The sequence below is a fragment of the Streptomyces sp. NPDC048353 genome (assembly GCF_055587165.1).
This window is the reverse complement of sequence record NZ_JBVJGU010000011.1, coordinates 104,328-129,680: the sequence shown is the minus strand read 5'-3', so window position 1 is coordinate 129,680 and position 25,353 is coordinate 104,328. Positions and strand designations below refer to the sequence as shown.

At 72.9% G+C, this 25,353-nt stretch carries 18 protein-coding genes; 13 read left to right on the top strand and 5 right to left on the bottom strand.

Annotated features, from left to right (window positions below):
- Positions 1-243: 243 nt before the first annotated feature.
- The 3 genes from ACZ6RC_RS30920 (at position 244) to ACZ6RC_RS30910 (ending at position 3,733) form a co-directional block, all read left to right on the top strand.
- The gene (locus ACZ6RC_RS30920; protein ID WP_469589613.1) at positions 244-2,091 is read left to right on the top strand and encodes a DUF4153 domain-containing protein; all 1,848 of its coding nucleotides are present in this window, start codon (positions 244-246) and stop codon (positions 2,089-2,091) included.
- 181 nt (positions 2,092-2,272) lie between these two features.
- Positions 2,273-2,983: a ribonuclease HII gene (locus ACZ6RC_RS30915; protein ID WP_469589475.1), complete on the top strand. Its 711-nt coding sequence runs from the start codon at positions 2,273-2,275 to the stop codon at positions 2,981-2,983.
- Positions 2,984-3,100: 117 nt separating this feature from the next.
- On the top strand, positions 3,101-3,733 hold the full coding sequence (locus tag ACZ6RC_RS30910) for a hypothetical protein (protein ID WP_469589472.1): 633 nt from the start codon (positions 3,101-3,103) through the stop codon (positions 3,731-3,733).
- Between the two features lie 81 nt (positions 3,734-3,814).
- Here the strand turns inward: ACZ6RC_RS30910 and ACZ6RC_RS30905 are convergent, their stop codons facing one another.
- Entirely contained in the window at positions 3,815-4,444 is a 630-nt protein-coding gene (locus tag ACZ6RC_RS30905) for a hypothetical protein (protein WP_469589469.1), read from the bottom strand.
- Positions 4,445-4,659: 215 nt separating this feature from the next.
- Positions 4,660-6,843 (bottom strand): RecQ family ATP-dependent DNA helicase, encoded by a 2,184-nt coding sequence (locus ACZ6RC_RS30900; RefSeq protein ID WP_469589466.1) that lies wholly within the window; start codon positions 6,841-6,843, stop codon positions 4,660-4,662.
- Between the two features lie 133 nt (positions 6,844-6,976).
- Between ACZ6RC_RS30900 and ACZ6RC_RS30895 the strand changes: the two genes are divergently transcribed.
- The 7 genes from ACZ6RC_RS30895 (at position 6,977) to ACZ6RC_RS30865 (ending at position 17,562) form a co-directional block, all read left to right on the top strand.
- A complete protein-coding gene (locus tag ACZ6RC_RS30895; protein WP_469589463.1) occupies positions 6,977-8,494 on the top strand; it encodes a DUF4192 domain-containing protein in 1,518 nt (505 codons plus the stop codon).
- A 115-nt stretch (positions 8,495-8,609) separates the two neighbouring features.
- Positions 8,610-10,781 carry a glycogen debranching N-terminal domain-containing protein gene (locus tag ACZ6RC_RS30890; RefSeq protein WP_469589460.1) on the top strand — a complete coding sequence of 724 codons (2,172 nt, stop codon included), beginning with the start codon at positions 8,610-8,612 and terminating at the stop codon, positions 10,779-10,781.
- Positions 10,782-10,891: 110 nt separating this feature from the next.
- Positions 10,892-11,662, top strand: a complete 771-nt coding sequence (locus tag ACZ6RC_RS30885; RefSeq protein WP_469589457.1) for an NUDIX hydrolase — start codon at positions 10,892-10,894, stop codon at positions 11,660-11,662.
- Between the two features lie 166 nt (positions 11,663-11,828).
- On the top strand, positions 11,829-13,607 hold the full coding sequence (locus ACZ6RC_RS30880; RefSeq protein ID WP_469589454.1) for an ATP-binding cassette domain-containing protein: 1,779 nt from the start codon (positions 11,829-11,831) through the stop codon (positions 13,605-13,607).
- 160 nt (positions 13,608-13,767) lie between these two features.
- On the top strand, positions 13,768-14,655 hold the full coding sequence (locus ACZ6RC_RS30875) for a FadR/GntR family transcriptional regulator (protein WP_391141412.1): 888 nt from the start codon (positions 13,768-13,770) through the stop codon (positions 14,653-14,655).
- 377 nt (positions 14,656-15,032) lie between these two features.
- A complete protein-coding gene (locus tag ACZ6RC_RS30870) occupies positions 15,033-16,577 on the top strand; it encodes an RNA polymerase sigma factor (protein WP_391141414.1) in 1,545 nt (514 codons plus the stop codon).
- Between the two features lie 166 nt (positions 16,578-16,743).
- Entirely contained in the window at positions 16,744-17,562 is an 819-nt protein-coding gene (locus tag ACZ6RC_RS30865) for a serine protease (protein WP_391141416.1), read from the top strand.
- A gap of 177 nt (positions 17,563-17,739) precedes the next feature.
- Here ACZ6RC_RS30865 and ACZ6RC_RS30860 read toward each other — a convergent pair whose 3' ends face one another.
- Complete coding sequence (locus tag ACZ6RC_RS30860) at positions 17,740-17,970, bottom strand: DUF7455 domain-containing protein (RefSeq protein WP_391141419.1); 231 nt, start codon at positions 17,968-17,970, stop codon at positions 17,740-17,742.
- A gap of 432 nt (positions 17,971-18,402) precedes the next feature.
- Between ACZ6RC_RS30860 and ACZ6RC_RS30855 the strand changes: the two genes are divergently transcribed.
- The 3 genes from ACZ6RC_RS30855 (at position 18,403) to ACZ6RC_RS30845 (ending at position 22,900) form a co-directional block, all read left to right on the top strand.
- Positions 18,403-20,520, top strand: a complete 2,118-nt coding sequence (locus tag ACZ6RC_RS30855; protein WP_469589447.1) for a DNA gyrase/topoisomerase IV subunit B — start codon at positions 18,403-18,405, stop codon at positions 20,518-20,520.
- 263 nt (positions 20,521-20,783) lie between these two features.
- A complete protein-coding gene (locus tag ACZ6RC_RS30850) occupies positions 20,784-21,305 on the top strand; it encodes a DUF485 domain-containing protein (protein ID WP_391141423.1) in 522 nt (173 codons plus the stop codon).
- On the top strand, positions 21,302-22,900 hold the full coding sequence (locus tag ACZ6RC_RS30845; RefSeq protein ID WP_469589442.1) for a solute symporter family protein: 1,599 nt from the start codon (positions 21,302-21,304) through the stop codon (positions 22,898-22,900). The genes ACZ6RC_RS30850 and ACZ6RC_RS30845 overlap by 4 nt, the downstream gene beginning before the upstream one ends.
- Positions 22,901-22,924: 24 nt before the next feature.
- Here ACZ6RC_RS30845 and ACZ6RC_RS30840 read toward each other — a convergent pair whose 3' ends face one another.
- Entirely contained in the window at positions 22,925-23,611 is a 687-nt protein-coding gene (locus ACZ6RC_RS30840; protein WP_469589439.1) for a response regulator, read from the bottom strand.
- Positions 23,608-25,323 (bottom strand): ATP-binding protein, encoded by a 1,716-nt coding sequence (locus tag ACZ6RC_RS30835; RefSeq protein WP_469589437.1) that lies wholly within the window; start codon positions 25,321-25,323, stop codon positions 23,608-23,610. The genes ACZ6RC_RS30840 and ACZ6RC_RS30835 overlap by 4 nt, the downstream gene beginning before the upstream one ends.
- Between the last annotated feature and the right edge of the window lie 30 nt (positions 25,324-25,353).

The following is a 25,353-nucleotide window of genomic DNA, read 5'->3' as shown; positions in this document are numbered from 1 at the left end:
ACGGGCGAGTGTCACGGTCCTGCCACAGCGCCGTCCCGCCAGGGGCGAGCGGCCGGAGCGCGGTTAGAGTCGGCCACTTCAAAGCGCTGATCATGACAAGAGCATGCGCAGACGAGACACCCGGACCGCAGACTTCCGCCTCCTGGCCGTGAGCGGGCCGGGTCGGGAGGGGGTCCCGTGTCCGACACGCCCGAGCAAGCACCGCAGAGCGGAACACCGGCCGAACCGGAGCCGCCCCGCGGCATGGAAGCCGGGCCGGGGGTCTCCCCGCCGCACCGTGTGGAGCCGGAGCCGCCCCGCACGAGCGAGGCCGCGGCGCCCGCCGCCTCCGCGCAGCGCCGCCCGCAGCCACCCGCCGGTGCCGGCCCAGCCGTACCGCGGCCCGCACAGCCGTCCTCCGGTACTGACCCGGCCGTACCGCAGCCGCAACAGCCGCCCGCCGGTGCAGGCCCCTCCGTACAGCGACCCGCGCAGCGGTCCTCCGGTGGGGGCGCACCGGTCGGTGCGGCGCAGCCGCGGGCGACGGGCCGGGCGGGGGCGCGGCCTCCGCACCCCGACTGGCGGGTGCCGGTGCCCGTGCGGGAGAGCCGGTTCGACCGGCTGCGCCCCGACCCGCCGGCGGGAGTGACCCTCCCGACGCTCGGGGCGATCGCCGTCACCGCCCTGCTCAGCGCCCTGCTGCTCGGTGACGGCATCGGCTTGAACCTGATGATCGTGGCAGTGCCCGCCGTCCTCGCCGCCTCCTTCGCCGCCCGCGCCGCCGGCCGGCGACCCCGCCCGTGGACCCTGGTCTGGGCCGTCGGAGGTTTCGCCCTCCTCGCCGTACCCGCGCTGCTCGACGCGGGCTGGCCGACCTTTCTGGCGATCGTGTCGGCGCTGGTGTTGACCGCCCTCGCGCTGCACGGCGGCCGGGGCTGGCCCAGTGTGCTCTTCGGCCCCGCCGGTCTGCTCGACTCCCTCGGCCCGGGCTTCCTCTGGGTCTGGCGCGGGCTGCGGGAGCGCGCCGACGGTACCCGCGGGCGGGCCGGACCGGTCCTGCGCACCGTCGGGGTGGCGGTTCTGCTGCTCGTCGTCTTCGGCGCGCTCTTCGCCGGCGCCGACGCCGCCTTCGCCGATCTGCTCGGCTCGCTGATCCCCGACATCTCGGTCTCCCAGGCGCCCTGGCGGTTCTCCTTTCTGCTGCTCGGCCTGTTCGGTGCCATCTCCCTCGCCCGCACCGCCGCCGCGCCCCTGCGCTGGGACCGGGTGGTCTTCGCGCCGGGCCGGGCCCGCGGCCGGCTGGAGTGGGCGCTGCCGCTGATCGTTCTCAACCTGCTCTTCGCGGCCTTCAACGCGGTCCAACTCACCGTCCTCCTCGGCGGGTACGGCCAGTTCCTCAGCGAACCGGATCCTGACTACTCCCAGTACGCCCGCCAGGGCTTCTGGCAGCTGCTCACGGCCACCCTGCTCACCCTCGCCGTGATCGGCCTCGCCCTGCGCTGGGCGCCGCGCTCGAATGCCCGCGACCGGACGCTCGTCCGTGCCGTGCTCGGCACCCTGTGCGCGCTGACCCTGGTCGTGGTCGTCTCCGCGCTGCGCAGGATGGATCTGTACGTCGACGCCTACGGCCTCACCCGCCTCCGGATCTCCGTCGCGGCCATGGAGATCTGGTTGGGCGTGGTCATCCTCCTGATCATGGCCGCCGGTATCTTCGGCGCCCGCCTGCTGCCCCGGGCGCTGGCCGCCAGTGCCGCCACCGCGGTCCTCGTCTTCGGCCTGGTCTCCCCCGACGCGCTGGTCGCCGAACGCAACGTCGAGCGGTATGCCGAATTCGGCGACATCGACCTGAATTACCTCCAAGGGCTCTCGGCGGACGCGGTGCCCGCTCTCGACCGGTTGCCCGAGCCCCAGCGTTCCTGCGCGCTGCATGCGATCGACGCCCGGCTCCGCGAGGCCGACGGCGGTTGGTACGCCACCAGCTGGTCGCAGACGAGGGCCCGCGACATCCTGGCGGAGCGCGCGGTCACCCGATCGGCGGAAGCGTGCCGGATGCCCAGCCGTGAAGGGGAGTACGACCCCTACGCGGACGACGATCCGTACAGCGCTCCCTGAGCCCGTCACGCCTCTTTCGTCGCCCCCGTCCGCCCGGCCGAGCTGCCCGGAACCGCGGCCGGACGGCCGGCCTCGCCCCTCCTCCCCGCCACGGCGGAGGGGCGTTTCGGGCCGGGTCGGGACGGCCGACGGGAAACCGGGTATCGCGGGCGGCCCCTATCGGCGTAACCTGTCTGGCGCCATGCCGTATGAACCACCCACCCACACCGTCGAGCGATCGCTCCGAGCCACCACCGGCGCCAAGGTCGTCGCCGGGGTCGACGAAGTCGGACGCGGAGCGTGGGCCGGACCCGTCACGGTGTGCGCGGCCGTCACGGGCCTGCGCCGGCCTCCCGAGGGGCTCACCGACTCCAAGCTGATCACTCCCAAGCGCCGCACGGCCCTCGCCGCGGAGCTGGAGAAGTGGGTCACCGCCTATGCGCTGGGGCACGCCTCCCCGGAGGAGATCGACGACCTCGGCATGACCGCCGCGCTCCGGCTCGCCGCCGTGCGGGCCCTCGACGCCCTGCCCGTGCGACCGGACGCGGTGATCCTCGACGGCAAGCACGACTATCTGGGCACCCCCTGGAAGGTCCGTACGGTGATCAAGGGCGACCAGTCCTGCATCGCCGTGGCGGCCGCCTCGGTCATCGCCAAGGTCCGGCGCGACGCGATGATGGCCGAACTCGGCACCGGCGCGGTGGAGTGCTCCGGCTTCGACTTCGGCGCCAACGCGGGCTACCCCTCGCCGGTCCACAAGGCCGCCTTGGCGGACCGCGGACCGACGCCGTACCACCGCCTCTCGTGGGCGTATCTCGACGCGCTGCCGCGGTGGCAGCACCTGAAGAAGGTCCGCATCTCCGCCGAGGCGGCCGCACTGGAAAGCGGGGGCCAACTCGGCTTCGACTTCTGAACTTCCGGCTCCTGAACTCTCCATGACTCTCCCGCAGAGCCGCCCTCAGCAGCCGGGGCGCACCTGTGTGCCCACCCGCCGATGACTCGCGCACCGGCGTTTGATAGACATCCACTCATGCCTCTCATCCCCGAGGAGCCTCAGATTCACGAGAGTGCCCAGGGTCCCCGCGCCGCTACGGCCGCCGGACACCCCGCGCCGACCCCCCGTCCCGTACCCGGTCCGCGTTCAGCGGCCTCGCCGCGTCCCGGGCGTCCCGGCCCCGGACCGGCCAGGCCCGGACCGCCGGTACAGCGCCCGCACCCCGGTGCCGGCCCGTCCCCGTCGCCCCGTTCGGAGAATCGTTCCGAGCAGCGGTCCGGCCCGCAGATCCAGGTGATCCCCGCTTCGCCCGACGGCGCGCTCGACGCCGCCGAGGAAGCCGTGGACCTCCTCCTGGAGACCGGCCGCGCCCCCGGCGACGTCCTCGTCCTCACCACCGGTGAGCAGCACCCGTGGGCGGCGCACGAGCTGTCCTTCGGCGACGCCGCCTACTGGACCCAGCAAGACGCCCACGACGACGTGTTCTTCGCGGACGCCTCCGCCGTGGAGCGGGCCTCGGCCCGCCCCGTCGTGGTCGTGGCGGTCAACGGCGGCGCAGCCGACGCCACCGCCCGCGCCCTGCCCCTGGCGAAGGGCCGCGCGACCGCGCTGCTCATCGTCTGCGGTGACCCCGCCGGTATCGACGCCGCGCTCGGCGCGGGCGTCTGAGCCGCACCACTCGTCCGCCGTCCCGACCCGGCCGCCCCTGAGGGCGGCCGGGTCACGGTCGTGTCCCGGTGCGGACGTCGTTCAGCGGGCGGCCGTGCGGCGCAGCGGCTCGGCCGCTCCACTCGCCGTGCGCGGCGAGAGGGCCCCGAGCTCGGAGCCGACGTCTCCGAGCTCGGTCGGGCGGGACTCCGAACCGGGCTGCCGCCCGCCTCGGCCCTCGCCCAGCACCTGCCAGCCCCCGCGGGTCAGGGTGATGTACGCCCCGCAGCGCAGTCCGTGCAAGGTGCAGGCGTCCCGCAGCCCCCACATCCAGGCGCCGTCCTCCTCCGTCCAACGCTCGTCCCCGTCCCGGCAGTAGAGCAAGACGGCGGTCCGCACCGGGGACCTGCGCCGGAGGTCGTGCGGGATGACCCGGCGCAGATGGGCGAGGAGCGCGTTCCGGAACTCCCAGCCGTCCGCGGGTATGGCCCGGCGGGCGAACGAGGCGCTGGCGGCGAGCCGTTCCTCATGGTCCAGGACCGCGATGACGGCCGTCGACGGTGAAGGCCGGTGGCGGGCGTGCAGCCCGCTGACGACCTCACGCGGGTTGCGCAGAAGCGGAATTCCGGCGGCCGCCCACTCCGATGGTTCGAGCATCCGAGCGAGGCGGCTGGCGGACTCGGACGACGAGCTGATCGAGGTGGCTGCGGACGGAGCGAATCCGAAGGTCACGGTCCTCCCTTCGGATACGCGCCCGTCGAGCGGGCGAAGTGGAGTGAGGGCGCGCCGCAGCACAGTCCTTCCGGACCGCGTAACTGCTGTGCGGGGCGTATTTCCAATTCTTGCGGGCCGCTGCGCGGGCGGCAACGAGCAATTGAGACCGCTGACTGGAATCGGCCGGTATGACACTCATATCCCTGCCCAGCCACCCACTGTTCACTCCCCGTTCACCCCTGGACGGCGAGCACGAGCGGGAACACCCCCTCCGCTCCCGCACGGCGCAGCTGCCGCGCCGCCACCGCCAGGGTCCAGCCGCTGTCCGAGAGGTCGTCCACCAGCAGAACCGGCCCGGACGCCGAGGCCAGCCGCTCGGCCAGCGCCGGCGGAACCGTCAGGGCCTGATGGAGCCCGATCACCCGCTGAGCACTGTTCGTTCGCGAGATCCGCAGGTCCTCGGCCTCCGGCACGTACTCGACCGAACCGAGCAGTGGCATCCTGCCGATCTCCGCGATGCGCTGCCCGAGCGAGCCCACCAGGCGCGGCCTGCTCCGCGAGGCGACGGTGACCACACCGGCGGGACGCGACGGAGCGTCAGGCGCTCCGGACGCCCAACCCCCCGGCCCCTTCGCCCAATCGGCCAGCACCCGCACCACCGCCTGGACGACATCGTCCGGAACCTCGCCGTCCGGGGCCTGCTCCGACAGCAACGGACGCAGCCGGTTGCCCCAGCCGATGTCGGAGAGCCGGCCCAGCGCCCGGCCGCCGAACGACTGCTCGCCCGCCGGAATCCGCCCCTTCAGGTCGACACCGACCGCCGTCAGCCCCGTCGGCCACATCTTGCGAGGCTCGACGTCCACCCCCGGACGCCCCAGCTCGCCCTTGGCCGCGTCGAGCGCGGCGTCGGTCACCTTGGGGTCGAACCGGGACCCCGAGCAGTTGTCACAGCGCCCGCACGGCGCCGCCTCCTCGTCGTCCAACTGACGCCGAAGGAACTCCATCCGGCAGCCCGTCGTCGACGCGTACTCGCGCATCGCCTGCTGCTCCGCCGACCGCTGGCGCGCCACCCAGGCGTACCGCTCGGAGTCGTAGACCCACGGCCGGCCGGTGCTGGTCCAGCCGCCCTTCACCCGGTGCACCGCGCCGTCCACGTCCAGAACCTTGAGCATCGTCTCCAGCCGGGTCCGCCGCAGCTCCACCAGCGGCTCCAGCGCAGGCAGCGACAGCGGGCGCTCCGCCGCCGCCAGCACGTCGAGCGTGCGGCGCACCTGCTCCTCAGGCGGGAAGGCGACCGAAGCGAAGTACTGCCAGATCGCCTCGTCCTCCTTGCCCGGCAGCAGGAGCACCTCCGCGTGCGCGACCCCACGCCCGGCGCGGCCCACCTGCTGGTAGTACGCGATGGGGGAGGACGGTGATCCGAGGTGCACCACGAAGCCGAGGTCCGGCTTGTCGAACCCCATCCCCAGCGCCGAGGTCGCCACCAGCGCCTTCACCCGGTTGGCGAGCAGGTCCTCCTCCGCCTGCTGCCGGTCGGCGTTCTCCGTGCGGCCCGTGTACGAGGACACCGTGTAGCCGCAGGTGCGCAGATGGGCCGTCACCTCCTCGGCGGCCGCGACGGTCAGGGTGTAGATGATTCCGGAACCGGGCAGTTCGTGCAGGTGATCGGCCAGCCAGGCCAGCCGATGCGCGGCGTCGGGCAGCCGGACCACACCGAGGCTGAGGCTCTCCCGGTCCAGGGGCCCCCGCAGCACCAGCGCGTCCGTCCCGGCACCCGTACCGAGCTGCTCGGCCACATCGGCCGTCACCCGGGCGTTGGCCGTCGCCGTGGTGGCGAGCACCGGCACGCCGGCGGGCAGATCTGCCAGCATCGTGCGCAGACGGCGGTAGTCGGGGCGGAAGTCGTGACCCCAGTCGGAGATGCAGTGCGCCTCGTCGACGACGAGGAGGCCCGTCGCCGCGGCGAGCCGGGGGAGCACCTCGTCACGGAAGTCGGGGTTGTTGAGCCGTTCGGGGCTGACGAGCAGCACGTCGACCTCGCCCGCCGCCACCTCCTGCTGGACCGTCTCCCACTCCTCGGGGTTCGACGAGTTGATCGTGCGGGCGCGGATACCCGCCCGGGCAGCGGCCTCGACCTGATTGCGCATCAGCGCGAGCAGGGGCGACACGATCACGGTGGGCCCGCTGCCGAGCTCGCGCAGCAGCGACGTCGCCACGAAGTACACCGCCGACTTGCCCCAGCCGGTCCGCTGCACGACCAGCGCCCGCCGCCGGTCGGCGACGAGCGCCTCGATGGCGCGCCACTGGTCCTCCCGCAGCCTCGCCTGACCCGTCGGGTCGCCGACGAGACGGGCGAGTACGGCATCGGCGGTGGCACGGAGGGCCACGCGGTCTTCGAGGCGGTCTGCGTTGGTCATGCCCCCATGCAACCCGATGGGTACGACAAACCGCGAACGAGCCGCGAGACCTGTGGACAACTCCGGCGGCGCCGCCGCGAGAGTTATACACAGGGCTTTCGCGATCGAGGGTGGTCGCGGGACCGTCGTGACCATGAACACGAACCCACACGCATCCGACAGCACGCCCTCCGGATCGCAGCAGATCACGCTGCGCAGCCCGGCTGAACTGGCCGACGCCCTGCCCTTCATGCTCGGCTTCCATCCGACCGATTCGGTCGTTCTCGTCGGACTGCACGGGGAGCGCGGACGCTTCGGCGGCCGGGTCAGGCTCGGCATTCCGAAGACACCGGCGGAGTGGCCCTCGACGGCCGAGCACCTCGCGGAGTGCCTGGTCGAGGGCTGCGGCCGGGGCGGTTCGCGCCCCGAGAGCATCGTGGTCTTCCTCTGCCAGGACCCCGAGCCCGGGGAGACGGCCCGCCAGGTGGTGGAGCGACTGCGGCCCTTCGCACACCGCCTGCGCACGGCCTGCGGGGAGCTCGACATCCCGGTCGGCGAGGCCCTCTGCATTTCCGACGGTCTGTACTTCTCCTACTGCTGCCCGGACGCCCGCTGCTGCCCGCCGGACGGCACCCCCCTCGCGCTGACCGGCACGTCGGTGATGGCCGCGGCCGCCGCCTACGCCGGAATCCAGGTCCGCGGAACGCTTCGGGAGATGCAGGCCCGGCTCAAGCCGAGGGAAGCCGTGGGCGGCCTCCCGGGCGGCGGCGCGCTGGGCGGCAGCGCGCCCTCCGCCGACGAGGAGCAGCGGCAGGCGCTGAACGCCGCCGCCGCGCGGCTCGTGCCGAAGCTCCTCGAGGACCGCACGGGCGGAAAGAAGGAGGTCAGGGAGACCACGAACGCCCTCGTCCGACAGCTCCTGCGGCGGTTCGGCGCACCGATCGAGGACGGTACGGCGGAGGCGGCGGAGCCCGTCTGCCCGCCGCCGCAGGCGCGGACGACGACCGTCAGGCTCGCGGGCGAAACGCTCACGGGCCGGACCTGGGCCAGGGGAGCGGCGGAGCTGGACGCCGCCGACGACGCCCTCATCACCTGCGACGAAGCCGCCGAGCTGATCCTCGGCCTGCAGGACCGGGAGACCCGGGACCAGGCCGCCGAATGGATGGAAGGCCCGGAGGGCACCGCCGCCGTGCGGCTCTGGCGGGCCCTGTCCAGGCGCTGCGTCGCCCCCTATTCGGAGCACGCGGCCGCGCCGCTCACCCTCGCGGGCTGGACGGCCTGGTCCACGGGCGACGAGCCGGCCGCCCGCGTCGCGCTCGGCCTGGCGCTGGAGGCCGACCCCGAGTACGTCTTCGCCCGTCTGCTGCACCAGGCCTGCAACGAGGGGCTCGACCCCGAGTCGCTGCGCAGCTGCCTGCGCGAGGAGCGGCAGGCGAGGACCACTGCGGAGACCCCGGGCCGGGAAGGCGGGGAGAGCGCGGGCGAGGGTGCCGGGACGACGCACGGGCGGACCGGTGAGGCCCGGCCGCGCACCCGCCCCAGGCCGCGGCCTCGGGCGGTCGGGAAGACGAGGCGGACCGCCGGCGCCCCGCCCGCCCGGCTGCCGGCCAAGCCCCTGAAGGGCGGCGCGGTCCGCCGCGGAAGGCGTCCCGCCACGAGGAGCGGGCGGTGACGGCCGTGACTCGCCCGCCCGCGGCGGCGTTCAGCTCTGTGGCGGAGCCGTACGGCCCGTGCCGCCGTCACCCCAGCGGCTGTCCGGATCGCACAGAGAGCGCAGCACACGACCCATGGCCCCTAGCCCCGTCCCGGCCTCCGGACCCCCGTCCGGGCACCCGCCCCCCGCCGCTCACACGACCGGCCACCCACCCGCCGGGATCACCCACCCGGGCCTCGCGCGGCCGGGTGAACTGCCCTCCGTCCACGACGCTCTCCTCTGCGTCGCCCTGCCCGCCCTGGTCGTCTGCGCCGCACACGGCCAGCTCACCGGCCACGGCCTCGAAGGGGTCTATCTCGCCGGACGGCGGCTCCTCTCCCGCTGCGTCCTGCGGGTGGCCGGCCGCGAACCCCTCGCGCTCCAGGGGCGACTGGCCGCCGCCGACCGCGCCGGGTTCCTCGGCGTCGTGCGGACACCCGGAGACACCGGACCTGACCCCGGACTCCTCGTCGAACGTTCACGAGGCGCGGACGGAACCGAGCGGATCACCCTGCGCAGCTCCGCCGGCAGACCGCTGCGACTCCCGGTGGAGATCGCTCTGGGGACGGATCTCGCGGACCTGGCGGGGGTCGCGGCCGGCCGGCCCGGTCCCGAGCTCTCCGCGAGCGTCCACGGCACGGGGATGCGCTGGACGGCAGCCGACGGACGGAGCGCGGCCGTCACCGCCGACCCGCCGCCGATGGACGCGCTGGCCGCGGCCGGAATCCTCCGCTGGGACGTCGAGCTGCCACCGGGAGCCGCCCGCACGATCGAACTCCGCGTCCGCGGCGACCGGGCACCGAGGCTCTCCAGTGTCCCCGGGCCCGGGGGCTCCGGACCAAGCGCCGCCACCTTCGGCGGCCCCCCGTTCGACGCCACGCCCTCGGGCGGCGGACGGACGCTCGGCGGCGGGGGATCGCCCGCCGCGCGTCCTGGAGGGCATGTCCTCGCCGAGGCCCGGGCGGAGGGGGACGACCCGCGCGCGGGAGAGCTGCTGCACACCGCCGTCGACGATCTCAGGGCGCTGCTGCAGCGCGATCCCGCACGGCCCGCCGACGTCCATCTCGCGGCCGGCGTGCCCTGGCGCTGTGGCCCCGTCGGCGTCGAGAGCCTTTGGGCGGCGCGCATGGCGCTGCCGCTCGGCACCCGGCTGGCCTTCTCGACCCTCCGAGCCCTGGCCCGCACCCAGAGCGGTGGGTCGGGAGCCGAGGCGGGGTGGATCCCCGGCCCTCTCCGGGACGCCGGCCCCTTCCTCCCGCCCCGCTGTACCGGGACCGAGGCGACGCTCGCCTTTCCGGTGGTCCTGGCCGAGGCCCGACGCTGGGGGCTGCCCGAGCAGGAGCTCGCCGAGCTGCTGCCCACCGCGGAACGCTGTCTGGGATGGCTCCGGGAAGCCGCGGACCCGCACGGCTTCGTCCCGGACCCGGGGCCCGCCGGGCCGTGGCGGGCCGAGACCCAGGCCCATGCCCACCGGGCCGCCGTCCTCGGCGCAGACCTGCTCGATGCCTACGGCCGGCCCGGCGCGGAGGCGTGGCGGGACTGGGCGGACGGGCTGCGCCGACGGTTCCGCAAGGAGTTCTGGGTGTCCGACCGCTCGGGCGGCAGACCCGCCGTGGCCCGCGCACCGGACGGCCGGTCGTGGCACCAGCTGGGCGGCTGGGCGGCGCACCTCCTGGACACCGGCCTCCTCGGCGGCGGCCGGCATGCCCCCGGGCTGCTCGACAGGACGGACACCGAGCAGCTGGCCCGCTTGCTCGGAGCGCCCCTGCTGGACTCCGGCTGGGGGCTGCGCGGCCTCGGGGCCAAGGAACCGGGTCACAACCCCTTCGGGCACCGGACCGGCGCGGTACGGGTGCACGAGACGGCGGTGGCCGTGGCGGGGCTCGCCGCGGCGGGCCACGACAAGGAGGCGGAGTCCCTGCTGCGCGGACTCCTCGACGCGGCCGAGTACTTCGGCTACCGGCTGCCGGAGATGTACGCCGGAGCGCAGCGCACGGCCGGGGGCGCCCCCGTGCCGCACCCGGCCGCCTGCCGGCCCGCGGCGGTGGCGGCCGCGGCCGGCGTCCTGGTCCTGACGACGCTCGTCGGCATCAGGCCGGACGCGCCGGGCGGGACGGTCGCCCTCCACCCGGTACGGTCGGCCCCGCTGGGCGCCCTGCGGCTGTCCGGGCTGCTCGTGGCGGGGGAACCGTTCGCCGCCCGGGTCAGCCGACTCGGGCTCGGCATGGTCGAGGAGGCCGCCGACGGCCTCCAGCTCGGAGGCTGACCGGGATGCGGATCGCGAACGTGCCGGAAGCACCGCGGGAGGGAGAAGAAGTCATCGGTGATCCACCCGAGGGGAGTGTTTATCGTCAGGGAGACGACTATGATCGCGGCATGTCTCCCTACGACCCGTCGGCCTTTCCGCCCTTCGCCGTCACCGTCGATCTGGTCGTGCTCACGGTGCGGGGCCCCGCCCTGTGCGCCTTGGTCGTGCGACGGGGAGAACAGCCGTTCCAGGGCCGGTGGGCGCTGCCCGGTGGGTTCGTTCGGGCGGACGAGGACCTCGGTGCGGCCGCCGCACGGGAACTGGTCGAGGAGACCGGCCTCTGCGCCCACGACCCCGCCGCGCCGCCGCCCGCACTTGGCAACGGCGCCCACCTCGAACAGCTGGCGACCTACGGGGACCCGGAGCGCGACCCGCGGATGAGGGTGGTCAGCGTCGCCCATCTGGCGCTCGCCCCCGACCTCCCCGCTCCGCGTGCCGGTGGCGACGCCAACAGCGCCCGCTGGTCCCCGGTCGAGGAGCTGCTCGGCCGGGACGGTGACGGGGAGCACGCGGAGGAGAAGGCGGGGCCGCTCGCCTTCGATCACGCCAGGATCCTCGCCGACGGGGTGGAAAGGGCCCGCTCCAAGATCGAGTACTCCTCGCTGGCCACCGCGTTCTGCCCGCCGGAGTTCACCGTCGGCGAGCTGAGGAGGGTGTACGAAGCGGTGTGGGGGGTCGCCCTGGACCCACGTAACTTCCACCGCAAGGTGACCGGCACGCCCGGCTTCCTGGTCCCGGCCGGCGGCACGACCACGCGTCAGGGAGGGCGGCCCGCGCAGCTGTTCAGGGCGGGTGGCGCGACCCTGCTCAACCCGCCCATGCTGCGCCCCGAGGTCTGACGACCCGAGGCCCGAGGCCCGACGTCCGACCGGGCGCCTTCCGCGGTCCGGGTGCGCTGCGCGACGACCCCGAGCCCAACCCTGCACCGAAAGTCCGAAATGTAGCGTTATCTTGCTTCGGTAGCCGCCCTGCCGCGGAGCGGTGTCACCTACCGCGAGAGAAGCGATGCTCCAGGCCATCGGACTCACCAGCACCCCCCGCCGCGACCTTGCGCCCGCCGTGGACGACCTCACCTTCGACGCCCGGCCGGGCCTCGTCACCGCCCTGCACGGTCCGGCCGGTTCGGGGAAGACCACCGCCCTGCGGCTGATGCTCGAACTCGAGCCGGGGCGCGGTGTCACCTACTTCCGCGGCCGGCCCCTCCACCGCATCGCCCACCCGCCGGGGGAGGTCGGCGTCCTGCTCGGCGATGTCGCCGGCCACCCCTCGCGCACCCTGCGCAGCCAGCTCCGGATGCTCTGCGCGGCCACCGGCGTTCCAGGGGCCAGGGCGGACGAGATGCTCCACACCGTCGGACTCGCCGGGCTCCACGACCAGCGCGTCGGTGCCCTCTCCCGGGGCATGGACCGCCGACTCGGGCTCGCGGCCGCCCTGTTGGGGGACCCGCACGCGCTGCTGCTCGACGAACCGGGAGCGGGGCTGTCCGCGCGGGAGAACGCCTGGCTGTACGAACTCCTGCGCGCCCACGCCCAGGACGGCGGGACCGTTCTCTTCACCACGGCGGACGCCAGGGAGGCGGCGCGCCATGCCGACCGGGTCGTCAGCCTGGCGTCGGGCCGCCTCCTCGCCGACCAGGACGTCGCCGAGTTCGCCCGTACCCGACTGCGGCCGCGCGTCGCCGTCCGAACCCCGCACGCCGCACGGCTCGCCGTACTCGTCACGCAGGAGGCGCGGGCCGCCCGCCGCTCCGTGGAGGTGGTCGCCGAGAACGGCAACAGCCTCTCCGTCTACGGCAGCGACTGCGCCACCATCGGAGAGACCGCCTTCCGGCACGGTGTGCTCATCCACCGCCTCGCCGACGAGGTGGGCGAGACGAACCCCGGCGGTGAGCGCCCGCCCGCCCGCCGCGATCCGGAACCGCCCCCCGACCCCGCCGTCGCGACCGCGGCCGGAACCGACGGCGCCGCTGCCCGGAGGGGCCCGGAGCAGGCCCTGGCGGCCCGCCGGCCGCCACGGGCGCCGCTACGCCCCCTGCGGTACGAGATCCGCCGCCTCCTCGGCGTTCCGAGCACCCCGCTGGTGGCCGTCGCGACCCTCGCCGCCTCCGTCCTGATCGCGGTCCTCCTCGCCCGCGGGGGAGGAACCCCGGTCCCCACCGCGATCGCGGGCTGGCCCGCCCTCTCCCCGCTACCCCCGGCGGCGCTCGGGGCGGGGTTGCTCGGCGCCTTCTCCTTCGCGGACGAGTACCGCTACCCCGCCCTCACCACCGGCCGCGGCACCGTTCCCCGGCGCCTGGGTCTGCTGCTCGCCAAGCTCGCGGTGGCGGCCGTCGTCGCGGTCCTTCTCGCCGTCCTCGTGGTGGTGGTCGACCTGGAGGCCCTGCGTCTGGTCTACGGCGGCGACTTGATTCCCGTACCGGAGAACTGGCCGACCTTGTGTGCCAGTTGGCTCGGTCTGATCGCCGGCTGCGCCTGGGCGGGCGTCCTGGGGGCGGGTGTCTTCCGGGTCGCCGCGGCCGGGGTGGCGGCGGTGCTGTCGGTGCCGATCGTGCTCGTACCCCTGCTGAACAACGCGATCGCCGGGCCCTCCGGGCGTTCGATCGCGGGCCTTCCGGCCCGGCTCCGCGCGTACGCGGTAGCGGCGTGGCCTTCCGCGGCCGACCACTGGCTCATGGGCGGGATCAGGGTGCTCGCCCAGCCCGTGGGGGTGGCGATGACCCTGGCGTTGACCGGCCTGCTCTGCGCCTATCTGTTCACCGGGCTTCGCCGTAAGGCGCGTTGGTGATCGCATGCGGACCGAGAACGTCCGGGTCGTAGGCAACTACCTTTGAAATGCCTAAGAATGTCCGATTAATCGTCAATTGTGTAGGGGGTGCCGATCACCCTTTCGTGTGCTTTTCACCAAAGACCTCAAGGGTCTCGGGAGCAACGCCGACAAAGGATGCGTGAGTACCCTTGCGCACACCATGATGACCGCCGCCCGTTCCGTCGACTCCGGCCTCGGCGCCCCGGGCGATCTCGACCGTTACCCCTACGCGGAGGCCCCCGGCGCCGATCGTGTCGGCCCGCCTGCCTGGGAGGGGGTGGAGAATGATCTGGGCCGGGTCGGCAGGCGCACCGCCGGCAGTCGCGGACGCGGCCTGCACGGCCAACTCGTCCAGCAGCTCGGCCAGATGATCGTCTCCGGTGACCTCGGCGCCGACCGGCCGCTGGTCCCCGAGGAGATCGGCCAGCGCTTCGAGGTCTCCCGGACCGTCGTGCGCGAGTCGCTGCGCGTCCTGGAGGCGAAGGGTCTGGTCAGCGCCCGCCCCAACGTCGGCACCCGGGTCCGGCCGGTCAGCGACTGGAACCTGCTGGACCCCGACATCATCGAATGGCGCGCCTTCGGCCCGCAGCGCGACGACCAGCGCCGCGAGCTGAACGAGCTGCGGTGGACGATCGAGCCCCTGGCCGCCCGCCTCGCCGCCGGACACGGCCGCGAGGACGTTCAGCAGCGGCTCGCCGACATGGTCGAGATCATGAGCCACGCCTACGCCCAGGGCGACGGCATCACCTACTCGCGCGCCGACACCGAGTTCCACTCGCTGCTGATCCAGCTCGCCGGCAACCGGATGCTGGAGCACCTCTCCGGCATCGTCGCCGCAGCGCTCCAGGTCTCCGGCGGCCCGGCCACCGGCTGTGACCGTCCCGGCGAGAACTGCATCGTCCACCACGCGCGCATCGTCGACGCCCTCGCCGCCGGAGACGCCTACGCCGCCGAGACCGCCATGCGCCAGCTCCTGACGGTCCACCCCGAGGTGGAGCGTGTGGTGCCCGCGCCGCGCGAGCACTGACGCGCGCGGGCCGTGGCCAGGAGTACGGGGACGTGCGCATCGCGTGTCGCCCGACTCGCGCGGACCCCGGGGATCACGGCCGATCTCCGGGGATCGCGGGGGCCTGGCGGCACAAACGTACGATCTGTACTCCTTCCGGCCGTTTCGTCGCTCATGGGGTGTGACTCGGGCCACGCGGATTGGGCGTAACACTCCTCGGAGCCGTGCGATGACCTAAGAGGTGACAGCCGAGGAAGGAATACAGCCGCCGCACGAGGCGCTGTGCAGTTCCCCGGTCCAGCCCGCGCCGTCGGCACATTCCCCGCTGACGGTCGTCGGCTCCGGCCCGATCACGGGCGGGGCCGGAAGCCGTTTTCCATCGTTCCGAGAGGTTGTTCGTGTCGGCCAGCACATCCCGTACGCTCCCGCCGGAGATCGCCGAGTCCGAGTCTGTGATGGCGCTCATCGAGCGGGGAAAGGCTGATGGGCAGATCGCCGGCGATGACGTGCGTCGGGCCTTCGAGGCTGACCAGATTCCGCCAACCCAGTGGAAGAATGTTCTGCGCAGCCTCAACCAGATCCTCGAGGAAGAGGGTGTGACGCTGATGGTCAGTGCAGCGGAGTCGCCGAAGCGCGCCCGCAAGAGCGTCGCAGCGAAGAGCCCGGCCAAGCGCACCGCCACCAAGACCGTCACCGCCAAGACGACCGTGACGAAGTCCGTCGCGGCCGCGGCGGCGCCGGCGGCAGAGGGCGCGGACCCGGCCGACGAGGCCGGCACGCCGGCCAAGAAGGCGGCCGCGAAGAAGACCACCGCCAAGAAGACGGTGGCGAAGAAGACCGCCGCCAAGAAGACGGCGGCCAAGAAGACCACCGCCAAGAAGGACGCCGACGAGGTCGTCGAGGGCGAGGAGCTCCTCGAGGACGTCGCGCCCGGCAAGGGCGAGGACGAAGAGGCCGAGGGCGAGAACAAGGGCTTCGTCCTGTCCGACGAGGACGAGGACGACGCTCCGGCCCAGCAGGTCGCCGTCGCCGGTGCCACCGCGGACCCGGTCAAGGACTACCTGAAGCAGATCGGCAAGGTCCCGCTGCTCAACGCCGAGCAGGAGGTCGAGCTCGCCAAGCGCATCGAGGCCGGTCTGTTCGCCGAGGACAAGCTGGCGAACTCCGACAAGCTGGCGCCCAAGCTCAAGCGCGAGCTGGAGATCATCGCCGAGGACGGCCGCCGCGCCAAGAACCACCTGCTGGAGGCCAACCTCCGCCTCGTGGTCTCGCTGGCCAAGCGCTACACCGGCCGAGGCATGCTCTTCCTGGACCTGATCCAGGAGGGCAACCTGGGTCTGATCCGCGCCGTCGAGAAGTTCGACTACACCAAGGGCTACAAGTTCTCCACGTACGCCACCTGGTGGATCCGTCAGGCGATCACCCGCGCGATGGCCGACCAGGCCCGCACCATCCGTATCCCGGTGCACATGGTCGAGGTCATCAACAAGCTCGCGCGCGTGCAGCGCCAGATGCTCCAGGACCTGGGCCGCGAGCCCACCCCGGAGGAGCTGGCCAAGGAACTCGACATGACCCCCGAGAAGGTCATCGAGGTCCAGAAGTACGGCCGTGAGCCGATCTCCCTCCACACCCCGCTGGGTGAGGACGGCGACAGCGAGTTCGGCGACCTGATCGAGGACTCCGAGGCGGTCGTCCCGGCCGACGCGGTCAGCTTCACGCTCCTCCAGGAGCAGCTGCACTCCGTCCTCGACACGCTCTCCGAGCGCGAGGCCGGCGTGGTCTCCATGCGCTTCGGCCTCACCGACGGCCAGCCGAAGACGCTGGACGAGATCGGCAAGGTCTACGGCGTGACGCGTGAGCGCATCCGCCAGATCGAGTCCAAGACGATGTCGAAGCTGCGCCACCCGTCGCGCTCGCAGGTCCTGCGCGACTACCTCGACTAGTCACCGCCTCCCCCCGCGTCCCGCCCCGGCGGGACACGGCGGCAGACGGCCGAAGGGCCCGGTTCCCGAAAAGGGGGCCGGGCCCTTCGGCGTGTGCGCGGGTGCGGGACGGGCGCGCGTGACCGACTCTGAGTGAACGGGCATCACCGGAGAGTCAGGAGGCTCTATGCGTCGCTCCATCGTCCGAGCAGTGGCCGCGGCCCTGGGTCTGACCGTGGCAACCGCGGGGCCGTTCGCCCTCGCCGCCCCGGCGACCGCCGACAGCGTCGTGGTCGGCGGCCAGCTCACCCGGATCGCCGACGCGCCGTGGGTCGTGGCGCTCTCCAGCCGTGACCGGTTCGGAGGAACACGCGCCGGGCAGTTCTGCGGGGGAGTCGTCGTGGCGCCCACCCGGGTCCTCACGGCGGCCCACTGCCTCGGCAGGGACGTCCTCGGGGGCAAGCCGTCGGAGCTCGCCGACTTCAAGGTGATCGCGGGGCGGAGCTCCCTGCGGGGCCGCGACGGGCACGAGGTCAGGATCTCCGGCACCTGGGTCAACCCGTCCTACAACGCGGCGACCAACTCCGGCGACCTCGCCGTCCTGTCCCTGGAGACCGCGCTGCCCGCGTCGTACGTGATCGAGCGGGCTCGCCCGGGGGACACGGCGGAGGCGCCCGGCACGGAGGCGGAGGTCTTCGGCTGGGGGGACACCACGGGCAACGAGACCTACTCTTCGGCCCTGCGCTCGGCCCGCGTACAGGTGCTGGCGGACAGCGCGTGCACGCGTGCCTATTCAGGCGTCCTGGGCGCCGCCTACCGCGCGGACACGATGCTGTGCGCCGGTGACCCCCAGGGCGGCAAGGACGCCTGCCAGGGGGACAGTGGAGGGCCTCTGGTGGCCCAGGGGCGGCTCATCGGCCTGGTGTCCTGGGGCAGCGGCTGCGGGCAGGCCGGCAGCCCCGGGGTCTACACCCGGATCTCGGCGCTGCTCCCAGGCCGGGCCTGAGGCGCCTGTCCGGGTCTGAGGCGGCTGTCCGGTCGGAATCGACACAGGTCTGTAGCGAGCGCCCGGGCCCGAGCGGCCCGGGACGCGAGAACGGGCGGCCACCCCCCTTCGACCGCGGGGGTGGCCGCCCGTCAGCCGGTCAGTGACCGGCCCTTGGCTCGTCGTATCTGCGAGGCGTCAGCGGTCCTCGTCTACTGCCTTGGCCGGCACCTCGGTGAGCCGGTCCGTCTCATCCTGTATTTCCGCGGCGATCTTCTTGAGTTCCGGCTCGAACTTACGCCCGTGGTGCGCGCAGAAGAGCAAGTCACCGCCGCTGGTCAGAACGACGCGCACGTACGCCTGGGCGCCGCAGCGGTCGCAGCGGTCAGCGGCCGTCAGGGGGCTCGCGGGGGTCAGAACAGTAGTCACGTCGCCTCTTCTCTAGCTCGACGAGCTGTCGTACCAGGGTCAACATCCAACCAGGCCGAAAACGTTCCCGCTCGTGGCTTTTCCTTGAAACTTCTTCCAAGGTGGCTGTCTGCTGCCGGTTGGCGGCGAATGAGCCGTATTGCGTCGCACTACGGATTTCGCGTTGCTTGCAGGGGTCCGGTCCTCCCGGCTGGGTTGCCGGTTGTTCATGAGGACGTGCCCGGAGCCTAAATGGTTCATGCCTGGAAGGGAACGTGATGTTCACGTCACCCCTTCGAGGGATCGAACACGCATGCGACTCTGCACTAGCATGAGAATTCGGGAGGGTGGCGTGGCAACCCGTCTACCAGGCATCGGTACCCTCTGACCGGTGAACGACGCCGGGCCTTACCCCACCGGGCCACTTTTCAAATTCAGCGAGGAGCGAACCGCGTGACCGCCGAAACGTCCGTGCCGTCGAGTGCGCTGCTGACCGCAGACCGTGACGGTTCCAACTACACCGCGCGGCACCTGCTCGTACTCGAAGGGCTCGAAGCGGTTCGCAAGCGCCCCGGAATGTACATCGGGTCCACCGACAGCCGCGGCCTGATGCACTGCCTCTGGGAGATCATCGACAACTCCGTCGACGAGGCCCTCGGCGGTTACTGCGACCACATCGACGTCGTCCTCCACGAGGACGGCTCCGTCGAGGTGTGCGACAACGGCCGGGGCATCCCGGTCGACGTGGAGCCCAAGACCGGGCTCTCCGGTGTCGAGGTCGTCATGACCAAGCTCCACGCCGGCGGAAAGTTCGGCGGTGGCTCGTACGCGGCCTCCGGCGGCCTCCACGGCGTCGGCGCCTCCGTGGTGAACGCGCTCTCCGCACGTCTCGACGTCGAGGTCGACCGGAACGGCGCCACGCACGCCATCAGCTTCCGCCGAGGCGTCCCCGGCATCTTCACGGAGCAGGGCCCCGACAGCCCCTTCGACCCGGGCAACGGCCTGCTCAAGGGCAAGCGCGTACCCAAGACGCGAACCGGTACCCGGGTGCGGTACTGGGCCGATCGGCAGATCTTCCTCAAGGATGCCCGGCTCTCCCTGGACCACCTGCACCAGCGCGCCCGCCAGACTGCCTTCCTCGTGCCCGGCCTGACCATCGTCGTCCGCGACCAGCGGGACCTGGAAGGCGTCGGCAAGAGCGAGGAGACCTTCCGCTTCGACGGCGGGATCAGCGAGTTCTGCGAGTTCCTCGCCCAGGACAAGGCCGTCTGCGACGTGCAGCGGCTGAGCGGCCAGGGGACCTTCAAGGAGACCGTCCCGGTCCTCGACGACCGCGGGCACATGACGCCCACCGAGGTCACCCGCGAGCTCGGCGTCGACGTGGCCCTGCGCTGGGGCACCGGCTACGACATGACGGTCAAGTCGTTCGTGAACATCATCGCCACCCCCAAGGGCGGCACCCACGTCTCCGGCTTCGAGCAGGCCATCACCAAGACGGTCAACGAAGTCCTCCGCTCCGCCAAGATGCTGCGCGTCGCCGAGGACGACATCGTCAAGGACGACGCCCTGGAAGGGCTCACGGCCGTCGTGACGGTCCGCCTCGCCGAGCCGCAGTTCGAGGGCCAGACCAAGGAGGTCCTGGGCACCTCCGCGGCCCGCAGGATCGTCGCCAATGTGGTCGCGAAGGAGCTGAAGGCCTTCCTGACGTCCACCAAGCGGGACGACAAGGCCCAGGCCCGGGCCGTCCTGGAGAAGGCGGTGGCGGCCGCCAGGACCCGGATCGCCGCACGCCAGCACAAGGAGGCGCAGCGCAGGAAGACTGCGCTGGAGTCCTCCTCGCTGCCGGCCAAGCTCGCCGACTGCCGGAGCGATGACGTCGAGCGCAGCGAGCTCTTCATCGTCGAGGGCGACTCCGCGCTCGGCACCGCCAAGCTCGCCCGCAACAGCGAGTTCCAGGCGCTGCTGCCGATCCGCGGGAAGATCCTCAACGTCCAGAAGTCGTCCGTCTCGGACATGCTCAAGAACGCCGAGTGCGGTGCGATCATCCAGGTCATAGGAGCCGGCTCCGGCCGCACCTTCGACATCGACGCGGCCCGCTACGGCAAGATCGTCCTCCTCGTCGACGCCGACGTCGACGGCGCCCACATCCGCTGCCTGCTGCTGACGCTCTTCCAGCGCTACATGCGGCCCATGGTCGAGGCCGGCCGGGTCTTCGCCGCCGTGCCGCCGCTGCACCGCATCGAACTGGTCCAGCCCAAGAAGGGCCAGGACAAGTACGTCTACACCTACTCCGACAACGAGCTGCGCCAGACACTGCTCGAGTACCAGCGCAAGGGCATCCGCTACAAGGACGCCATCCAGCGCTACAAGGGCCTCGGCGAGATGGACGCCGACCAGCTCGCGGAGACCACGATGGACCCGCGCCACCGCACCCTGCGCCGGATCAACATCGGCGACCTGGACTCCTCCGAGCAGGTCTTCGACCTCCTCATGGGGAACGACGTCGCTCCCCGCAAGGAGTTCATCACCAGCTCGGCGGCGACCCTGGACCGCTCGCGCATCGACGCCTGAGCCACCGGTCTCACCGAGGGGGCGGAGCCGACGGCTCCGCCCCCTCGGCGGTACCTCCCCGTTCGCGCCCGGCGCCGCCTCCGTGCCACTCCGGACCGCTTCCGCCCCGTTCCGGTACGCCTATCAGCGCGGAGTTGTCCCCCCACCCGGAATTCCATCACCTGATGGGGTGAAGTGCGGGAGGAGAAGAGTCCGGGATCTTCCCGCTCTGTCCATCCTTGTGCACGCGGCCGAAACGGTTCGCTGACAAGGAGAGTTCACCGGTGGAGAAGCAGGAAGGGCCGCACGCGCCCGCGGTGCCGAACGGCGATCCGGCGGCGGTCCGGATCGAGGACCCCTGGTACGACGCCCTGGCGTCCGGCTGGGGCGAGCCCGCCGACCCGGACGCGCTGGACGGCGGCGCCGCGACCACCGACGCCGAGGCGCCGGGGGGCATGCCGCGACAGCGGTCCGCGCGCAGCGCCGCGGACATCTATCTGGAGGTCCAGCGCAGCCCCGCCTTCCAGGAAGTACGCAGCCGCTACCGCCGGTTCGTGGTCCCGGCTGCCCTCGCCTTCCTGCTCTGGTACCTCGCCTACGTCGTGGCCGCGACCGCCGCGCCCGGGCTGATGGCTCGGCCCGTCGCCGGGGCGGTCAACGTGGCGATGGTCGCCGGACTCGGCCAGTTCCTCACGACCTTCCTGCTCACCTGGGCCTACGCCCGGCATGCCCGGCTCCGCCGGGACCGGGCGGCACTGGACCTGCGGTGGGACACGCAGGAGATGACGCGGGGGGCCCAGCGGTGACCGGTGACCACCAGACCCTGGCCCTGCTGCTGTTCAGCGCGTTCATCGCGGTGACCCTGGCGATCACCACCTGGGTGAGCCGCAAACGGCACGGCTCCGCCGAGGAGTTCTACGCCGGCGGCCGGCTCTTCTCCCCGATGGAGAACGGTTTCGCCATCGCCGGCGACTACATGTCCGCCGCGTCCTTCCTCGGCATCTCCGGCCTGATCGCCCTCTTTGGTTACGACGGCATGCTCTACTCCGTCGGCTTCCTCGTCGCCTGGCTGGTCGTCCTCCTCCTCGTCGCCGAACTGGTCCGCAACTGCGGCCGGTTCACGCTCGCCGACGTCGTCGCCGCCCGGATGACCGAGCGCCCGGTCCGCATCGCGGCCGGGACCTCCTCCGTCACCGTCTCCGTGCTCTACCTGGTGGCCCAGATGGTCGGAGCCGGCAGCCTCGTCGCCCTCCTCCTCGGCGGCACGAGCGAAGCCGCCCGCTCCTGGACCGTGATCGGCGTCGGCGCCCTGATGGTGATCTACGTATCGCTGGGTGGGATGCGCGCCACCACCTGGATCCAGATCGTCAAGGCCGTGCTGCTCATGGCCGGCACGATCGCCCTCACCGTGCTCGTGCTGCTCCGCTTCCACGGCGACTTCGAGCAGCTGCTCGCCACCGCCGCCGACCGCAGCGGCCACGGCCGGGACTTCCTCGCGCCGGGTCTGCGCTACGGCGGGGACTGGACCGCGCGCCTGGACTTCATCAGCCTCGGCATCGCCCTCGTCCTGGGCACCGCCGGCCTGCCGCACATCCTGTCGCGCTTCTACACCGTGCCCACCGCACGCGCCGCCCGCCGCTCCGTCGTCTGGTCGATCGGCCTCATCGGCAGCTTCTACCTGATGACGATCGTCCTCGGCTTCGGCGCCGCCGCGATCATCGGCCCCGATGCCGTCCGCGCGTCCAACGCCGCCGGCAACACCGCCGTACCGCTGCTCGCCCTCGACCTGGGCGGAGGCGCAGGCTCCACCGGCGGCACCGTGCTCTTCGCCATCGTCGCCGCCGTCGCCTTCGCCACGATCCTGGCCGTGGTCGCCGGCATCACCCTCGCCTCCTCGGCGTCCGTCGCCCACGACCTGTACGCCTCGCTGCGCCGCCGCGACAGCCGGTCCAAGCCCTACAGCGAGGTGACCGTGGCGCGGCTCGCCGCGGTCGGAATTGGCGTGGCGGCCATCGGGCTCGGCCTGCTCGCCCGCGACCTGAACGTGGCGTTCCTGGTCGGCCTTGCCTTCGCCGTCGCCGCCTCCGCCAACCTGCCGGTGCTCCTCTACTCCCTGTTCTGGCGCAACTTCACCACCAGGGGAGCCGTCTGGTCGGTGTACGGCGGGCTCGTCCCGGCCGTGCTGCTCGTCGTCCTCTCGCCGGTGGTCTCCGGCAGCCCCGAAGCGCTCTTCCCGGGCGTCGACTTCCATCTCTTCCCCCTGCAGAACCCGGGCGTGGTCTCCATCCCGATGGGCTTCCTGGCCGGCTGGGTCGGGACCGTCACCTCGCACGAGCCGCCGGACGCCGCCAAGCACGCGGAGACGGAGGTACGGGCGTTGACCGGGGCCGGAGCGGTGTGACCCGTCGACCCTGGGGGAGGGCCGTCAGCCCGCAGGGGACGACGCCCAGACGTACCGGTGTTCCGGGCGGCCCGTCTCGCCGTACCGCAGGGAGAGCCGCACCCTGCCCGTCCGCTCCAGCAGCTTGAGATAGCGCTGGGCGGTCTGCCGGCTCACCCCTGCCCGCTCGGCGATCTCCTGCGCGGACAGCGGCCCGTCGGCGGCCAGCAGGACCTGCCGCAGCAGCTCGGCCGTGGTCGGCGAATGGCCCTTGGGAAGCTCCGGTTCCACGGCGGCCGCCGACAGCGCGCCGAAGAGCCGGTCCACCTCCGACTGTTCCGCCTCACCGCCGCCGTCGAGGGCGCGGCGGAGCACGGCGTACGCCTCCAGCTTCGCGCGCAAGCCCGCGAAGGCGAACGGCTTGACCAGGTACTGGAGCGCGCCGTGCCGCATCGCCGCCTGGACGGTCGCCACGTCCCGGGCCGCCGTCACCATGATCACGTCGGTCTGCCGGCCGAGCCGGCGCAGCTCCCGTACGACCGAGAGCCCGTTCTCGTCCGGCAGGTAGTGGTCGAGCAGGATCAGGTCGACCGGCGTCTCGGAGAGGCGGGCGAGCGCCCCGGCGGCGGAGTGGGCGGTGGCGACGACACGGTAGCCGGGCACCCGGGCGACGTAGGCGGCGTTGATCCCCGCCACGCGCACGTCGTCGTCCACGACCAGGACGTCGATCACCACACCTCACCGGCCGTCCGCGCCCCGTCGGGGGTCCCGGGCGCGGCTTCAGGCGCCACGTGAGCCTCAGGCGCCCCATGGGCGTCGGGGAGTACCAGCGCTTCAGGGAGTACGACGGTGAACTCGGCGCCGCCGGAGGCGCCCTCGGCGACCCGGGCGCTGCCGCCCTGGCGCTCGGCGAGGCGGCGGACGAGTGCCAGGCCGATACCGCGCTTGCCGTGGGCCGGCGGTTCCTTCGTGGTCCAGCCCTCCGTGAAGATCAGCTCGTGCCGGTCCTCGGGGACCCCGGGGCCGCTGTCCGACACCCGCAGGACGGCCGTGCGGCCCTCCGCGCGTACGGCGATCTCGACGCGCGCGTCGGCGGTGCCTGCCGCCGCGTCCAGGGCGTTGTCGACGAGGTTGCCCACGACGGTGACCAGCTCGCGCGGGTCGACCAGCCGGTCGGGCAGCAGCGATCCGGGCACGACGCGCAGCGAGACGCCCCGCTCGGCGGCGACGGTGGCCTTGCCGACCAGGAGCGCGGCGAGCAGCGGGTCGTGGATCTTCTCCGTGACCTGCTCGGCGGTGGCGCGGTGGACACCGACGACCTCGGTGACGAACTCCACCGCCTCCTCGTGCATCTCCAGCTCCAGCAGACCGAGGAGGGCGTGCAGCCGGTTGGCGTGCTCGTGGTCCTGGGCGCGCAGCGCGTCGATCAGACCTCGGGTGGAGTCCAGCTCGCGACCGAGCCGCTCCAGTTCGGTGCGGTCGCGGAGGGTGGCGACGGCGCCGCCTTCGTCCGTCGGCATCCGGTTGGCGATGAGCACCCGCTGCCCGCGGACCGTCACCAGGTCCTCGCCCGTGACCCGCCCGGCCAGCACGTCGGCGGTGCGGCCGGAGCCGAGCGCCTCCTCCAACGGTCTGCCGATGGCCTCGGCACCGATTCCGAGGAGGCGCTGGGCCTCGTCGTTCAGGAGCCGTATCCGTCCGGCGCGGTCCAGGGCGACGACGCCCTCGCGGATGCCGTGGAGCATCGCCTCGCGCTCGGCGAGCAGCGCGGAGATGTCGGAGAAGGCCAGGTCGTGGGTCTGCCGCTGGAGTCTGCGGGAGATCAGATAGGCCGCCAGGGCCCCGACGGCCAGGGCGCCGCCCGCGTACGCGAGCAGGCCCGGGATCGCCCCGAGCAGCCGGTCCTGGACGCTGTCGTATTCGATGCCGACCGACACCGCGCCGACGATGCTCCCGTCGGCGGCCCGCAGCGGCGCCTTGCCCCGGGCGGAGCGGCCGAGGGTCCCGCTGTCGATCTCCATCACCTCGCGGCCGGCGAGGGCCGTGCTGGGGTCGGTGGAGACGACCTTGCCGATCTGGGCCGGGTCGGTGTGCGACCAGCGGATCCCGCGCGTGTCCATGACGACCACGTACTCGGCGCCGGTGGACCGCCGGATCCGCTCGGCCTCCGTCTGTACGGGGCCGCCGGCGGTGGGGGAGGTGTCCCGCAGCGCCGTCGCGACCCGCGGGGACGCGGTCGTCTCGGCGATGGCGAGCGCGCGGCGCATGGCCTGGTCGTCGAGCTGGGCGCTGAGGGGCGCCAAGAAGAGGCCGGTGGCGAGCACGGTCACGCCGGTGGCGATGGCCAGCTGCATGAGGAGGACCTGCGCGAAGACCCGCCGCGGCCAGCCGATCCGCCGACGGCGCACAGCGGGCCGCGCGGGGGTGGTCGGTGCGGGGCTCATGCGGGAACGGTACGGGCCGGGGGAACGCGA

Coding starts and splice junctions, on each gene's coding strand:
- ACZ6RC_RS30920 (WP_469589613.1), top strand. CDS start 244: ATGGAAGCCGGGCCGGGGGTCTCCCCGCCGCACCGTGTGGAGCCGGAG.
- ACZ6RC_RS30915 (WP_469589475.1), top strand. CDS start 2,273: ATGCCGTATGAACCACCCACCCACACCGTCGAGCGATCGCTCCGAGCC.
- ACZ6RC_RS30910 (WP_469589472.1), top strand. CDS start 3,101: ATGCCTCTCATCCCCGAGGAGCCTCAGATTCACGAGAGTGCCCAGGGT.
- ACZ6RC_RS30900 (WP_469589466.1), bottom strand. CDS start 6,843: ATGACCAACGCAGACCGCCTCGAAGACCGCGTGGCCCTCCGTGCCACC.
- ACZ6RC_RS30895 (WP_469589463.1), top strand. CDS start 6,977: ATGAACACGAACCCACACGCATCCGACAGCACGCCCTCCGGATCGCAG.
- ACZ6RC_RS30890 (WP_469589460.1), top strand. CDS start 8,610: ATGGCCCCTAGCCCCGTCCCGGCCTCCGGACCCCCGTCCGGGCACCCG.
- ACZ6RC_RS30885 (WP_469589457.1), top strand. CDS start 10,892: ATGTCTCCCTACGACCCGTCGGCCTTTCCGCCCTTCGCCGTCACCGTC.
- ACZ6RC_RS30880 (WP_469589454.1), top strand. CDS start 11,829: ATGCTCCAGGCCATCGGACTCACCAGCACCCCCCGCCGCGACCTTGCG.
- ACZ6RC_RS30865 (WP_391141416.1), top strand. CDS start 16,744: ATGCGTCGCTCCATCGTCCGAGCAGTGGCCGCGGCCCTGGGTCTGACC.
- ACZ6RC_RS30835 (WP_469589437.1), bottom strand. CDS start 25,323: ATGAGCCCCGCACCGACCACCCCCGCGCGGCCCGCTGTGCGCCGTCGG.